General features: G+C 33.9%; 11 protein-coding genes and 1 tRNA gene. 8 read left to right on the forward strand and 4 right to left on the reverse strand.

Annotated elements, in window-relative coordinates; translation table 11 throughout:
• Positions 1-173: 173 nt before the first annotated feature.
• The 8 genes from IM744_RS19510 (at position 174) to IM744_RS19545 (ending at position 13,380) form a co-directional block, all read left to right on the forward strand.
• A complete protein-coding gene (locus IM744_RS19510) occupies positions 174-7,985 on the forward strand; it encodes a DUF7507 domain-containing protein (protein ID WP_194509859.1) in 7,812 nt (2,603 codons plus the stop codon).
• Between the two features lie 35 nt (positions 7,986-8,020).
• The gene (locus IM744_RS19515) at positions 8,021-8,953 is read left to right on the forward strand and encodes a PorP/SprF family type IX secretion system membrane protein (protein ID WP_194509860.1); all 933 of its coding nucleotides are present in this window, start codon (positions 8,021-8,023) and stop codon (positions 8,951-8,953) included.
• Positions 8,954-8,964: 11 nt separating this feature from the next.
• Complete coding sequence (locus IM744_RS19520; RefSeq protein WP_194509861.1) at positions 8,965-10,935, forward strand: OmpA family protein; 1,971 nt, start codon at positions 8,965-8,967, stop codon at positions 10,933-10,935.
• A gap of 106 nt (positions 10,936-11,041) precedes the next feature.
• Positions 11,042-11,566, forward strand: a complete 525-nt coding sequence (idi, locus tag IM744_RS19525; protein ID WP_194509862.1) for an isopentenyl-diphosphate Delta-isomerase — start codon at positions 11,042-11,044, stop codon at positions 11,564-11,566.
• Positions 11,566-11,976, forward strand: a complete 411-nt coding sequence (locus tag IM744_RS19530) for a 6-pyruvoyl trahydropterin synthase family protein (protein ID WP_194509863.1) — start codon at positions 11,566-11,568, stop codon at positions 11,974-11,976. Before idi ends, IM744_RS19530 begins: the two co-directional genes overlap by 1 nt.
• Positions 11,973-12,944, forward strand: coding sequence for a type I phosphomannose isomerase catalytic subunit (locus tag IM744_RS19535; RefSeq protein ID WP_194509864.1), 972 nt, complete (start codon positions 11,973-11,975; stop codon positions 12,942-12,944). Before IM744_RS19530 ends, IM744_RS19535 begins: the two co-directional genes overlap by 4 nt.
• 33 nt (positions 12,945-12,977) lie before the next feature.
• A complete protein-coding gene (locus IM744_RS19540) occupies positions 12,978-13,247 on the forward strand; it encodes a hypothetical protein (RefSeq protein WP_194509865.1) in 270 nt (89 codons plus the stop codon).
• Between the two features lie 59 nt (positions 13,248-13,306).
• A tRNA-Thr gene (locus tag IM744_RS19545) sits at positions 13,307-13,380 on the forward strand.
• A 313-nt stretch (positions 13,381-13,693) separates the two neighbouring features.
• Here IM744_RS19545 and IM744_RS19550 read toward each other — a convergent pair.
• The 4 genes from IM744_RS19550 to IM744_RS19565 all read right to left on the reverse strand — a co-directional run bounded on the left by IM744_RS19550 (position 13,694) and on the right by IM744_RS19565 (position 16,243).
• Positions 13,694-14,386: a DUF4369 domain-containing protein gene (locus IM744_RS19550; RefSeq protein WP_194509866.1), complete on the reverse strand. Its 693-nt coding sequence runs from the start codon at positions 14,384-14,386 to the stop codon at positions 13,694-13,696.
• 48 nt (positions 14,387-14,434) lie between these two features.
• A complete protein-coding gene (locus tag IM744_RS19555; RefSeq protein ID WP_194509867.1) occupies positions 14,435-15,745 on the reverse strand; it encodes a DUF819 family protein in 1,311 nt (436 codons plus the stop codon).
• A gap of 61 nt (positions 15,746-15,806) precedes the next feature.
• A complete protein-coding gene (locus IM744_RS19560; RefSeq protein ID WP_194509868.1) occupies positions 15,807-15,995 on the reverse strand; it encodes an Arc family DNA binding domain-containing protein in 189 nt (62 codons plus the stop codon).
• A 65-nt stretch (positions 15,996-16,060) separates the two neighbouring features.
• Positions 16,061-16,243 (reverse strand): hypothetical protein, encoded by a 183-nt coding sequence (locus IM744_RS19565; RefSeq protein ID WP_194509869.1) that lies wholly within the window; start codon positions 16,241-16,243, stop codon positions 16,061-16,063.

A 16,243-nucleotide genomic window follows, 5' to 3' on the forward strand; every position in this document is an offset into this window, starting at 1 on the left:
ATAGCAGTAATCTGATATGCATATTTTCAAATGGTAATCCTATATTCATAATTATTTGAGTTGGGGTTTTTGTTTATACATTTGATTGATTTGTCTTGGATGAAAATGTTATTAATCTATTTAATGGAATAATATAATATATACTTATATAAACATTTTTACTTTAAGATAATATGAAAATCTCTACCCGATTCTCGATTAAAAAGATAACTTTTTTTATTTTACTCTTTTTTTTATTTTTTGTTTCACAAATAACCTATGCTCAATGTATTGGGCCAGTTGGCGATTGTGATAATGATGGTGTTCTTGATATTAATGATTTTGATGATGACAATGATGGTATTTTAGATACAAACGAAGATGAATGTAATTTAGCCGATTATTCAGATGGAGGCACAAGAGGATTTGGGCAAAATTTGAATTTTAGTACAGATGTTATTATGGACTTATTAGACTATAATCCTGTAATAGATTTTGTGTCTGCTCAAGGAGGTGCTTGGGATACGTATGATTATGAAGATAATTTTACAAGTGTAGATGGTTCAACAGGTAACCAAGGTATTTGGCTAGTAGATACTGGTGTGCCTGCATTAACTCCAAGTGTTGTGACATTAAATTTTGGTGCTCCATTACAACATTCTCTTAGATTTGAAGTTGGAGATTTAGATTCTAGTGGAGAACAAGTTACTTTTATTACAGATAATGGTTCTGATGTTAGTTTTTCTAATTTACAGTCTCTTGTTGTTTCTCCTGGAACTAATATTATTCAAACAACAGTATTTACTGGTCCAGATATAGACCATGATAATAATAGTGGTTCGGCTTTGGTACATATTGAAGCAGGAGTGACAAGCGTTCAACTAAGTATGACTGTCGCTTCCTCTGGCTCTATTGGAGTGTCTCTTTATAACGGATGTACACCAAATGATACTGATGATGACGGAACACCAGATTATTTAGATACTGATAGTGATAACGATGGATGTCCAGATGCATTAGAAGCAGATGGAGGCTTTACTTACATAGATTTAGAAGTAAATGGTAGTTTTGTTAATGTTGTAGATGTAAATGGAATCCCTCAAGTTGGAGGACTCTCTGCCCAACAGAATGATATAAGTAGTCAGGATTCAAATTTTAGTGGTCCAGAATGTGACGACGATAGAGATGGTGTGCAAAATAGTGCAGATGTGTGTAATGGTTTTGATGATACTGCAGATGCTGATGGAGATTTAGTTCCTGATGCTTGTGATGATGATGATGATAATGATGGACTTTTAGATACAGATGAAAATGGCTCTATAACAAATACACCACCTGCATGTGGGTCAGAATCTAGTTTAAATTTTAGTTCTATTCCTACTGAAGAATCTGGTGATGGTAATTCAGCTACATTTTTGCAAGGAGAAGTATTTAGAATTGCATCTGTACTTCCAAATGTTGATGCAATAGTAACTATTCAAAACATCCAAAACTGTACAATTGGAGCTTTAGATGATAATACGGGAAATACAGCAAGTTTTACACCATTAACAGATTATCAAAACTTACTAATTGGTGATGTAGCTTATGTTGAATATAACTTTAGTTTTGTGTCTTCAATTGATGGTACGCCTTCTCAAATTGCTGAGTTCTTTGTGAATTTCAACGATATTGATGGTAATACGAGTTTACAAGAGAAAAACTGGACACAATACCCACAAAGTTATACTGCAGAAAATCCAACAACTTTGACTTTCAACGATGAAGGTGGTTGGTTTATAGCAACATCAGGGACAATTAATTTTACAGGATCTACAAATGCTGTTCCTGAAGTAAATTTCTCAGGACGATTTGTTAATTTATCTTCTTTTAACTTTAGAGTAGGAGCACAAATTACAGAGACTCCAATCGTATTTACTCAAAGAAGATCTAATTTAGAATTTAGTTGTATTTCTAACTATACTAATCCAGAAACAACTGAATTAGATTATGATGAAGATGGTATTCCAAATTCTTTAGATAATGACAGTGATAACGATGGATGTCCTGATGCAATTGAAGGAGATGGTGGGTTTACTTTCAATGATTTAGATGCAGATGGTAGTTTAGGAGATGTTGTTACAAACAATGGTAATGGAGTTCCAGATGTCGTAGCTGCTACAGGACAAAATGATTTGTCTAGTCAAAATTCTGATGCAGGAGGTCCTGAATGTGATGATGATAATGATGGTGTTTCAAACAATGCAGATATATGTAATGGTTTTGATGATAATGCAGATGCCGATGGAGATACAATTCCTGATGGTTGTGATGAAGATGATGATAATGATGGAATTTTAGATGTAGATGAAAATGGCCCTCCAACAAATACGCAACCTGCCTGTGGAGAAGAGTTTAGTTTAGATTTTAGTGCTATTCCTACGGAAGAATCTGGCGATGGTAATTCAGCTACATTTTTGCAAGGTGAAGTATTTAGATTCGCATCTGTGCTACCAAATGTTGACGCTATAATAACCATTCAAGATATACAAAACTGTGTTATCGGAGCTTTAGATGATAATACAGAAAATGCAGCAAGTTTTACACCATTGACAAATTATCAAGGTTTATCAACTAATGATATCGCTTATGTAGAATATCATTTTGATTTTGTGTCTTCAATTGATGGCACTCCTTTTGAAGTTCCTGAATTCTTTGTGAATTTCAATGACATTGATGGTAATACAAGTTTACAAGAGAAAATTTGGACACAATATCCACAAAGTTATACTATAGAAAATCCAACAAGTTTGACTTTTAATGATGAAGGTGGTTGGTTTATAGCTACTTCGGGATTAACTAATTTTACAGGATCTACAAATGCTGTTCCTGTAATTAATTTCTCTGGAAGATTTGTTAATTTATCATCTTTAAATGTTAGGGTTGGGGCTCAAATAACAGAAAATCTAATCGGATTGGTTCAAAGAACAAATGATTTAGAATTTAGTTGTATTTCTAATTACACAAATCCAGAAACTACAGAGTTAGACTATGATGAAGATGGAATTCCTAATTCTTTAGATACTGATAGTGATAATGATGGATGTCCTGATGCTATTGAAGCAGATGGCGGATTTACCTTAGCAGACTTAGATGCAGATGATAGTTTAGGAGATGTTGTTACAAATAATGGTAATGGTGTTCCAGATGTTGTAGCTACTACTGGTCAAAATAATGTAAGCGCATATGATGAAACTGTTATTTCACCAGAATGTCCTTCTCCAAGTATCTTAGCAGAGAAGAGCGCAACAATCACAGACAATGGCGATGGAGTATTAGGAGTAGGAGATACAATCAGCTATACGATTACAGTAGAGAATACAGGAAATACAATATTAGATGGCGTAACGATTACAGATACATTAACAGATGTAGATGGAAACGTATTAACTCTAACAACAGGACCAACATTTGACAGTGCAGATCTAGGCAGTTCAGAAGGCATTTTGTTAATCGATGAGACAGCAACATATTTTGCTTCATATGTGATTACACAAGATGATGTAGATGCAGGAGGCGTAAGTAATACTATATTGGCATCAGGAGATAGTCCAGATGGCACAACAGTTACTGACGATAGTGATGATCCAAATGACACAGACAATGTAGATCCAGATAATGATGGAGATCCAGATGATCCAACAGATACATTAATCAACGAAGATCCAAGTATCATCGCAGAGAAGAGTGCATCAATCACAGATGATGGTGATGGAGTATTAGGAGCAGGAGATACAATCAACTACACAATTACAGTAGAAAATACAGGAAATGTAACATTAGATGGTGTAACGATTATAGATACATTAACAGATGCAGATGGAAACGTGTTAACTCTAACAACAGGACCAACATTTGATAGTGCAGATCAAGGTAGTGCAGAAGGTATTTTGTTAGTCGATGAGACAGCAACATATTTCGCTACATATGTGATTACACAAAATGATGTAGATGCAGGAGGCGTTAGTAATACTGTATTAGCATCAGGAAATAGTCCAGATGACACAACAGTTACTGATGATAGTGATGATCCAAATGACACAGACAATGTAGATCCTGATAATGATGGAGATCCAGATGATCCAACAGATACATTAATCAACGAAGATCCAAGTATCATCGCAGAAAAAAGTGCAACAATCACAGATAATGGCGATGGAATATTAGAAGCAGGTGATACAATCAATTACACAATTACATTAGAGAATACAGGAAATGTAACATTAGATGGTGTAACGATAACAGATACATTGACAAATTTTGATGGCACTGTACTAACCCTAACCTCAGGACCAACATTTAGCGGTTCAGATCAAGGTAGCGCAGAAGGTATTTTGTTAGTTGATGAGACAGCAACTTATTTAGCAACTTACCTTATTACAACAATTGACGTAAACACAGGAGGTATCAGTAACACAGTATTAGCATCAGGAGATAGTCCAGATGACACAATAGTGACAGATGATAGTGATGATCCAAATGATACGGAAAATGTTGATCCAGATAATGATGGAGATCCAGACGATCCAACTGATACTTTATTTGAAAGTCCAAGTATTTTAGGAGAGAAGATCGCTACAATCACAGACAATGGAGATGGTGTGCTTGGATCAGGAGATACAATTAATTATATCATTACTGCAGAGAACACAGGAAATGTAACTCTAGATGGAGTAACAATCACAGATACATTAACAGATTTAGATGGAAACGTATTAACATTAACAACAGGACCAACATTTGATAGTGCAGATTCAGGAAGTTTAGAAGGTGTCTTGTTAGTGGGTGAAACAGCAACTTACTTAGCAACTTATGTAATTACACAAGATGATGTAGATGCAGGAGGTGTAAGTAATACGGTTTTAGCATCGGGTGATAGTCCAGATGATACAACAGTAACAGACGATAGTGATGATCCAAATGATACAGACAATGTAGATCCAGATAATGATGGAGATCCAGATGATCCAACAGATACATTAATTACCGAAAGTCCAAGTATTTTAGCAGAGAAGAGTGCTACAATCACAGACAATGGAGACGGTGTACTTGGGGCAGGAGATACAATTAATTATATCATTACGGTAGAGAACACAGGGAATGTAACTTTAGATGGAGTAATAATCACAGATGCATTAACAGATTTAGATGGAAACGTATTAACATTAACAACAGGACCAACATTTGATAGTGCAGATTCAGGAAGTTTAGAAGGTATCTTGTTAGTGGGTGAGACAGCAACTTACTTCGCAACTTATGTAATTACACAAGAAGATGTGGATACAGGAGGTGTAAGTAATACAGTATTAGCATCAGGTGATAGCCCAGATGATACAACAGTAACAGACGATAGTGATGATCCAAACGATACTGAAAATATTGATCCAGATAATGATGGAGATCCAGATGATCCAACAGATACAATAATAAATGAAGATCCAAGAATCTTAGCAGAGAAAAGCGCATCTGTTACTGATAATGGTAATGGTGTGTTAGGTATTGGTGATACTATTGTTTATACAATTGTGATATCAAATACAGGAAATGTACCACTGGATGGAGTTGATATTTTAGATACGTTAACAAATTTCGATGGTACAGAATTAGCATTAACAACAGGGCCAACATTTGATAGTGCAGATGCAGGAAGTATAGAAGGTGTTTTATTGGTTGGTGAGACAGCAACTTACTTAGCAACTTATGTAATTACACAAGACGATGTGGATGCAGGAGGTGTAAGTAATACAGTTCTAGCATCAGGAGATAGTCCAGATGATACAAATGTTGATGATGTTAGTGATGATCCAAATGATCCAGATAATGTTGATCCAGATAATGATGGAGATCCGGATGATCCAACAGATATAGTTATAAATTCAGATCCGTGTACAGAAGGTGCAATAGCAGGAACAGTTACAGAGAATGATTCTGATGGTGATGGGATTAATGATATTTGTGATCTAGACGATGATAATGATGGGATCTCTGATATTGATGAGCAGGGAACAACAACCAGTGGTCAACCTTCATGCGGAAACCAAACAATATTTGATTTTAGTGAGCTTCCTACTGAGGAAATAGGTGATGGAGATGTAACAACCTTCTTAGAAGGAGAAGTGTTTAGATTTGCTAACGTTACTACTGGCACAGATGCTCTTATCACTATAACTGAATCTGTAAATGTTTTTATAAGCGTTTTAGATGATAATACAACAGAGCCTACATTTTTTAAACCGAGGTCATCTATTGCTAATTTGAATGTAGGTCAAGAAGCATTTGTTGAGTATAATATACTATTTGTTCAAAATGGTACCACAACTCCTGTTGATTTTCCTGAGACTTTCATAAATATAAATGATATAGATGGAAACGATGATTTATTTGAACGTGTTAAAATTCCAACACCTGTAAGTTATACAGTTGAAAATCCAACTAATTTAGCAATCACATCTGAAGCAAACCAATTAGTAATAAATTCTAATAATGTGAATTTTACAGGTACTTCTAATGATGTAACTGAAATTAATATGTCAACTAGATATCTAAATTTATCAAGTTTTGATATTAAGTTAGGTGTATTTGCTAATAATACCTTAACTAATGTTGATAGAAACCATAGTCTTGAATTTGATTGTGTTACTAATTTTATTGATCCGCAAACAACAGATCCAGATACAGATAACGACGGGATCCCAGATTATTTAGATACAGATAGTGATGATGATGGTTGTCCAGATGCATTAGAAGGAGATGGAGGTTTTACAGCATCAGACTTAGATGTAGATGATTCTTTAGGAGATAATGTTGATGATCAAGGTGTTCCTATTGTAAACGGTAATACAGGTGCTCAAAATGATGTGAGTTCAACAGATGCTACTGTTAATAATTGTGTAGCTCCTGGAATGGAGGTTGTGAAAATAGCAGATATTATTGATAATGGAGATGAAATAATCGGTGTAGATGATATAATAAATTATACTATTACACTACAAAACACAGGTAATGTAACATTAATCAACGTAGGTATAGTAGATACATTTACTGATATAGACGGAAATGCATTAAACTTAATATCTGGTCCAACTTTTGATAATGCAGATCAAGGTAGTATAGAGGGAATCTTACTAGCAGGTGAAACAGCTACATATTTAGCAACTTATGTTATTACTCAAGACGATGTAGATGCTGGTGGTGTGTCTAATAGTGTTTTAGCAACTGGTGAAAATCCTGATGGTGAAACAATATCAGATACTAGTGACGACGACGATGATACAGATGGTAATACTGAAGATGATCCAACCGAAACACTTACTGATTCTGATTTTGAATTATCGGTAACTAAAGAATTGGATATTGCAGAACCAATAATTGGTGATGAAGTAACATTTACTATCACTATTGCTAATGATGGCTTTGTAACTGCAACAGGAGTTGTAGTTGAAGAAGTTATTCCAAGTGGATATACATTTGTATCTGTTATAACAACTCAAGGAACATACTCAGACTCAGATGGAGAATGGATTGTAGGTCAATTAAATCCAGGTCAAGCTGAAGTATTACAAATTACTGTTGAAGTCCTAGGATTTGGAGATTATTTAAATACAGCAACTATTATAGACTATGAAGGTGGTGATGATCAAAATGAGGACAACAATACTGATACAGCTGGAGTTGATCCAATATGTTTAACTATCTATAATGAGTTCTCACCAAATGGTGATGGAGTTAATGACTTCTTTAATATAGATTGTATAGAAACGTTCCCTAATAATACCTTAGAGATTTATAACCGTTGGGGTAATATTGTTTATGAAGCTAAAGGCTACAGAAATGATTTTGAAGGAACATCAAACGGACGTGCAGTATTAAGTGAAGGTGAGAAGTTACCAGTTGGGACATACTACTATGTGATAGACTTGGGTAATGGCTCAGAGCCAAGAGTAGGCTGGTTATACATTAACAGATAGAATTAATAAGGCAAGATTAAAAAAACGATATTAAAATGATACAAAAAACATCATTATTAAAAGGATTGATCCTGTTAGTGTTTTATACACTGATGATTAATACTAGTTTTGCGCAGCAAGACCCACAGTACACGCAGTATATGTATAATACGATGAGTGTAAATCCTGGTTATGCAGGACAGCGTGAGGTATTAAGTGTTACTGGTTTACATCGTACACAATGGGTCGGTATTGATGGAGCTCCACAAACACAAACATTGGGTATCCATACACCACTTAGAAACGATAGAATAGGTTTAGGTCTATCTATAGTTAATGATGCCTTAGGTCCCGTAAATGAGTTCTACATTGATGCTAATTTTTCGTACACCATGCAAGTTGGTGATAATAATACAAAGTTATCTTTTGGAGCAAAAGCAGGAATGCACGGTTTAACTTCAGATTGGAGTGAAGGTGTGATTCAGCAATTAGGAGATCCAACATTCGCAGATAATTTAAGTGTGTTTTCTCCAACAGTTGGTGCTGGTTTATATCTTCATAACCGTAAATGGTATTTAGGATTATCTGTTCCTAATTTTTTAAGAACAGAACATTTTGATGACAATCAAGTCTCTATCGCAAAAGAACGTATGAACTATTACTTAATTGCAGGTTATGTATTTGATCTTAGTGCCAATACAAAATTTAAGCCAGCTGCATTAGTTAAAGCAGAAACAGGAGCACCAATTATAGCAGACGTATCAGCAAACTTTTTGTTCAACGATAAATTAACACTAGGAGTTGCTTGGAGATGGGATGACTCTGTAAGTGGTTTAGCAGGTATTCAAGTTACAGACGGTTTATATATAGGTTATTCTTATGATGCTACAACAACAAATTTAAATAACTATAATAGCGGATCACATGAAATTATGTTGCGCTTTGAGTTACAAAAAATAGGTAGAATATTATCACCAAGATTCTTCTAAAAAAAATGATTATGAAAACACATAAAATAATATTTATCCTGGCGTTAAGTTTAGTTTTCTCTTCAGCTTATGCCCAAAAAGGGAAAATACGACAAGCTTCAAAAGAGTATGATAACTTAGCATATTTAAAAACTAGTGAGATTCTATTGGAAGTTGCAGAGAAAGGATATACTTCTGTAGATTTACTTCAGAAATTGGCCAACTCCTTCTATTTCAACAATCAAATGGAGGAAGCAGCGAAGTGGTATGGTGAATTAATGGCTAAGAACGAAAATATAGATGCTGAATATTACTTTAGATACGCACAAGCATTAAAATCTATAGAGAACTATGAAGAGTCTGACAAATGGATGAAAAAGTTCGCAGATTCAGACCGTAGTGATTTACGAGGACGAGCATTTAGCTCAACTGTAGATTACTTAGCTATGATTGATGAAGTAAGTAGAGAGTTTGAGGTCGTGAATTTAGATATTAATACTGAAGTTTCAGATTTTGGAACAACACAATACCAAAACCAATTAATATTTGCATCTTCACGTGGAGGCGGACAGAAATACAAATGGAATGAGCAACCTTACTTAGATCTATTTTCCGCAGAAAAACAAGAGGATGGTAGTTACGGAAATGTTGAGAAATTAGATGGTGATATCAATTCAAAATTTCATGAGTCTACGGTGGCTTTTACACCAGACGATCAAGTGATGTATTTTACAAGAAATAATTATTTCAATAAAAAATACAAGAAGAGTGAAGATGGAACAAACCGTTTAAAATTGTTTAAAGCAACATTAAATGCAGATGGTAAATGGGATGATATTGAGTCTGTTCATTTTAATAGTGATGAGTACAGTGTAGCGCATCCAACAGTTAATGTGAAAGGGACGAAATTATATTTTGCATCAGATATGGAAGGCACATTAGGCATGTCAGATATCTTTGAAGTAGACATAAATGCAGATGGCTCATTAGGAGATCCTGTAAATTTAGGACCAAACGTAAATACCGAAGGTCAAGAAACGTTCCCGTTTATTAATTCTGAAGGTGATTTATATATATCATCAAACGGATTTAATGGTTTAGGAGGTTTAGATGTTTTTGTGATTAGAGATTTTGAAAACAAATTCGAAGCTCACCAACCAATGGCTTTAGAGAATGTTGGGAGACCTATTAATAGCCCAATGGATGATTTTGCTTATTACGAAAATTTAGGAACTAAAGAAGGGTTTTTTACATCTAACAGAGAAGGTGGAAAAGGAGATGATGATATTTATAGTTTTATCATTCCAGAATGTGAACAAACTGTTGAAGGTATCGTAAGAGGTCAAGATATTCAAGGTCCAATTGAAGGAGCTAAAGTGACTTTATTAGATGAAGATAGTAATAAACTCAATCAACAAATAGTAGGTGTAGAGGGAGCATATAAGTTTGAAAACTTAGAGTGTGAAAAAGAGTATTTGATAAGAATTGAAGCAGATACTTATGCAACAGTAGAAGAACGTTTTACAACGCCTAAGAAAAAACAGAAATTAGGGATAAACCCATTGCTAGAAAAAGATGAAGTAGAATTGGAGCCATGTGCAGATTTAGCTAAAATTTTAGATATTCCAATTATATACTTTGATTTTGATAAATTCAATATTAGAAGAGATGCAGAGGTAGAGTTACAAAAAGTATTGGCAGTATTAAATAAATATCCAACGATGAATATTGATGTTCGTAGTCATACAGATTGTAGAGGAACAGCAGCTTACAATGAACGTTTATCAAATAACAGAGCAAAATCAACGCGTCAATACCTAATTAAAAATGGTGTCGCAGCAGATCGTTTAACAGCAAAAGGATATGGAGAGTCTCGATTAGTAAATGATTGTGGGTGTGAGTCAACAGACGATTCTAATTGTAGCGAAGCAGAACATCAACTCAATAGACGTAGTGAATTTATAGTCACTAGTATCAATGGAGAAAAATGTCCTGATAATTAAACCAGACATTTGAATCTTATTAAATAATAGTTAAAAGCTGTCTTTTTTAAGGCAGCTTTTTTATTTGTGATGGTTTTATGAAATTTAGTTGTTATTTTTGTTAGCTATGATAGAAGAACACGTAATTCTTGTTAATGAAAACGATGAGCAAGTTGGTACAATGCCAAAAATGGAAGCTCATGAGAAAGCACTTTTACATCGTGCATTTTCTGTGTTTATATTTAATGATCAAAATGAATTGATGCTGCAACAACGCGCTAAACACAAATATCATTCGCCTTTATTATGGACGAACACATGTTGTAGTCATCAAAGAGTAGGTGAAAACAATTTACAAGCAGGAAAACGTCGTTTAATGGAAGAAATGGGCTTTGTTGTTGATTTAAAAGATACCATATCATTTATCTATAAAGCACCTTTTGATAATGGTTTAACCGAACATGAATATGATCATGTCTTGGTAGGTCATTTTAATGATGAGCCAATCATTAATCCAGATGAAGTTGAAGCCTGGAAATGGATGCCTCTAGAAAACGTAAAGGTAGATATTGAATTACACCCAGAACTCTATACAGAATGGTTTAAAATCATTTTTGACAAGTTTTACGAACACATAAACATCGCAAAATAATGAGAGTTACAGTAAGTAGAAAAGCACATTTTAATGCAGCACATCGCTTATATCGTAAAGATTGGAGCTTTGAGAAAAATGATGAAATCTTCGGAAAATGTAACAATCCAAACTACCATGGTCATAATTATGATCTTATCGTTAGTGTCACAGGAGAAATAGATCAAGAAACCGGATACGTTATTGATATGAAAGTATTAAAAGATATTATCAAATCTGAAATTGAAGATGCTTTTGATCATAAAAATCTTAATGTTGAGGTCCCAGAATTTAAAAACCTAAACCCAACTGCCGAAAATATTGTCGTGGTTATCTATAACAAAATTAGGCCTAAATTAAGAGCTAATTTAGATATAGAAGTCACACTTTATGAAACTCCTCGTAACTTTGTAAGCTATTCAGGACAATGAAAAATATAAGCTATCCATTAAAATTCAATCCTATTTTAAAAGATAAAATTTGGGGCGGACAAAAACTAAAATCATTACTAAATAAAGATTCTAACTTGCCAAACGTTGGAGAAAGTTGGGAGATTAGTGATGTAGAAGGAGACACTTCAATAGTTTCTAATGGAAACTTAAAAGGACAGACTTTAAAACAACTCCTAGACGAATATAAAGCAGATCTTATAGGTGAAAAGAATTATAATATCTTCGGAAATAAATTCCCATTGCTTATAAAATTCATTGATGCAAAACAAGATTTGTCTATTCAATTGCATCCAAATGATGAGTTAGCAGCAAAGCGTCATAATTCCTTCGGAAAAACAGAAATGTGGTACGTCATGCAAGCAGATGATGATTCTAATTTGATTGTAGGTTTCAATCAAGACATGACACCAGAAAAATACCTAAAACACCTCGAAGATAAAACCTTAACTGAAATTCTAAATTTCGATAAAGTTAAAACTGGAGATACTTATTTTATAGAAGTTGGTCGCGTTCATGCTATTGGAGCAGGAGTGATGCTTGCCGAAATTCAACAAACAAGTGATATCACATATAGAGTTTATGATTGGGGTCGTGTTGATGATAATGGTAACGAGAGAGAGTTACATAATGATTTAGCCATTGATGCTTTTGATTTTGATATGCCTGAAAATTTTAGAGTTCAATATCAAAAAGAGAAAAATAAGTCAAACGACATGGTGAGTTGTCCTTATTTTACAACTAATTATCTACATATTACAGAACCAATATTAAAAACAAATACTAAAGATTCATTCTTTATTTATCTGTGTGTTGAAGGCGAAGCCTTGATTGAAACGGAAACAACATCAGAATTTATTAAGCAAGGAGAGACCGTTTTACTTCCTGCAGCTATAGAAACGTATAAAATAACGTCTACTAATGCAAAACTATTAGAAGTTTATGTTTAATTTTGCAGCAAATTAATATATAAGATTAAGATTATGGCAAATATTAGAGACCTTAAAAAAGACATAAATTTTGTTTTAGGTGATATTATTGAAGCAGTTTATGTTTGGGAATACGCAAATACAGACAAAGACACTAAAAAGAGTGAAGCAATTATTGATGAAGCTATCGAGACTTTTGATGGTTTAATTACAAGAGTAAATGATAGAAGTGCAGAAGATAAAAAAGCTCACTTTAAAGCGATAAATAGCGATCTTGAAACAAAAGGAAGAGCGTTAATCGAAAAATTGAATAAATTAAGCTAATTTTTTCAAAAAGTGCTTGCAAATTAAAATAGCAATATTATATTTGCCGACGCTTAAAAGCCGATGTAGCTCAGCTGGCTAGAGCAGCTGATTTGTAATCAGCAGGTCGTGGGTTCGAGTCCCTCCATCGGCTCTAAATTTATAGAAAGTCCTAATCATTTTGATTGGGACTTTTTTTGTCTTCCTTATTTTATAAAATAGGACAATTTAATTCTCCTCCTTTTGAAGGAGGAGTGAATTCGCTCTCAGTAAAGAGAGTGAAGAAGAGGTGGTTATTAAAATTATAAATGAATAATTTGAAAACACATAACCCTTCCGTCCTTTGGACACCTTCCCTTCAAAAGGGAAGGACCTAAACATTTAAACTTTTGAATTATTAAGATAAGAAAACATATTTTGCTAAAGGCTAAAGGCTAAAGGCTAAAGGCTAAAGGCTAAAGGCTAAACTAAAGATTATTTCGTTCGTCAATAGATTCTTTTAATTGAAGTCCGTATTTTGAAGCTTTCACATCGTCTGTTAAAGCTTTATAAATTTCCTCTAAAAATTTGACGCTTGTGTTAGGTATTTCGCTAATTGCTAAATATGGAGATACTTCACTGTCTGGATGATTTACAGCAAAGTTAATCGTGTACAAGTATTTACGCTTAATGAGCTTATTGTAGTTGTCTTCAAAAGAGACAGTAGTATCATTTGCTTTACTTGCTTCTAAGCTTTCTTGAATGAGTTCTAAGTTTTTATTGCTAAACTTAGACATCATTAATAAATATTCTTCCAAGGTTTCTTGCTGTTTAGAACCTTTTATTTTAGCATCGTAATTAAAGTTTTTTAATGTTGAATTGATTTCTGTAATTCCTTTGTCTGCAAAAAAGACAACGGTTCCTTCATCATTATCGTTTTTATCGAGTTTTAAGAAGAGCATTTCAGGTTCTGGAAGTTCGGTATGTAATTCGAAAATAGAACTCCCATTAAGTTCTAATGAATCTATGGTTTCCATATCCATATTATCGTTTTGTCTTTGAAGATAAACGGTTCCTTTTTTTAATCCTTTTACTTGTCCTTTAAGCGTAAAATCGTGAGTTTTCTCGTTTCCGCAGGAAAAAAATAAAAGGACTATAAATACAACAATAATTTGCTTCATCTTATAAGTTTTAAGGTGCGCAAATATCTTATAAAATTTATAGAAATACTAACTCACAGCTGCCAATTCCATTAAAATTGTACAACCAATGGCAGCAATGGTACCAATAGCGTAACCAAATACAGCAAGAAGTACACCAACCGTTGCTAACGACGGATGAAAAGCAGAAGCCACAATAGGTGCAGAGGCTGCTCCACCAACATTAGCTTGACTACCTACAGCTAAGTAGAAGTAAGGTGCTTTTATGAGTTTTGCAACGCCAATAAGAAGTAATGCATGAATACTCATCCAGACAATACCAATAGCAATGAGGCCGAAATTATCAAAAATGAGCGTTAAATCCATTTTCATACCAATAGTAGCAACGAGAATGTAGATAAATACACTACCAAATTTACTCGCTCCCGCACCTTCATAATTTTTAGCTTTAGTATAAGAGAGTAAAATAGCAATGAGTGTTGCAATACTTATCATCCAGAAAAATGAAGAACCTAAAAAGGTAAAAATATTTCTAATAGTTAGATTTTCAATGTCTGCTACTATACCGTCAAAATAAGGCGCTAAGAAACTAGAAGCTAGATGTGCCATGCCTACTGCACCAAATGCAATAGCACCAATGATCATGATATCTGTAAGTGATGGGTTTCTTTTTACTTTTTCTGAAAACGTAGATACCTTTTCTTTTAATTCTTCAATAGATGATGTATCTGCTTTTAACCATTTATTGATGCGATCTCGTTTACCAATACCTATTAAAATAATAGCCATCCATATGTTAGCAACAACGATATCAACAAATACCATTGCGCCATATTTTGCTTGGTTATATTCATAAATTTCTAGCATAGCAGTTTGATTTGCTCCACCACCAATCCAGCTTCCAGCTAAGGTTGATAAACCTCTCCAAACAGCATCTGTACCAACACCTCCAACTGCTTCTGGATAGATTGCAGCAATTAATAAAATAGCGATTGGTCCTCCAATGACAATGCCCACTGTACCTGTAAAGAACATAACGAGTGCTTTCCATCCTAAATTGAATACTGCTTTTAAATCTATGCTTAATGTCATTAAAACTAAAGCTGCAGGCAGTAAGTAGCGACTTGCTATGTAGTATAGGCTTGAGCTACCTTCGGTTTCAACTCCGGTTTCTGAAACAGATGTCCACTCTGGTGATATCAACCCAACTGTTGTTAATAAAGCAGGAATCATATAAGCCATAAATAATCCAGGTACAACTTTATAGAATTTTGGCCAAAATCCGGTTTCAATAGATTCTGTATAAAATACAAAACCCAAAGAGAGCATTAAAAGACCAAAAACAATAGTGTCATTTGTAAAAAGTGGTGTTGTGTCCATATTAAGATTTTAATTGCATTGCAAAATACCAAAATTAAACTGCATAAAAAAAGCGATTCAATTAAGAGTCGCTTTTGTTATCATCATTAGTTTTTTTTGGCTTAGGCATTCTATTTTGTTCTTTAAGATATTGCATGAGCATCCATTCAATTTGTCCGTTGGTACTTCTAAACTCATCAGAAGCCCATTTCTCAATTGCTTTAATCATATCTTCATTGATACGTAATGCGAATGCTTTTTTCTTAGCCATTTTATTTTTTTACAAAGGTTTCAATTTCAGAAACTAGTTCTGTTGGTTTTCAAATGTAATAATTATTAGTTTTTGGATTTTTCGTCTTTAAAAATCACTAATGCTAGTATAACTCCTATTATAGATCCTATTGCAGTACCATAAACAATTCCCATAGCAACATCTCCAATAATTGCACCTATTGTAGTTCCAAAACTACTGCCAAATGCGACACCAAGTGCAATACTATAAGTTTGTTTTTTGTTCAT

Origin of the sequence: Psychroserpens luteus, from assembly GCF_015319355.1 — a bacterium.
GTDB lineage: Bacteria > Bacteroidota > Bacteroidia > Flavobacteriales > Flavobacteriaceae > Psychroserpens > Psychroserpens luteus.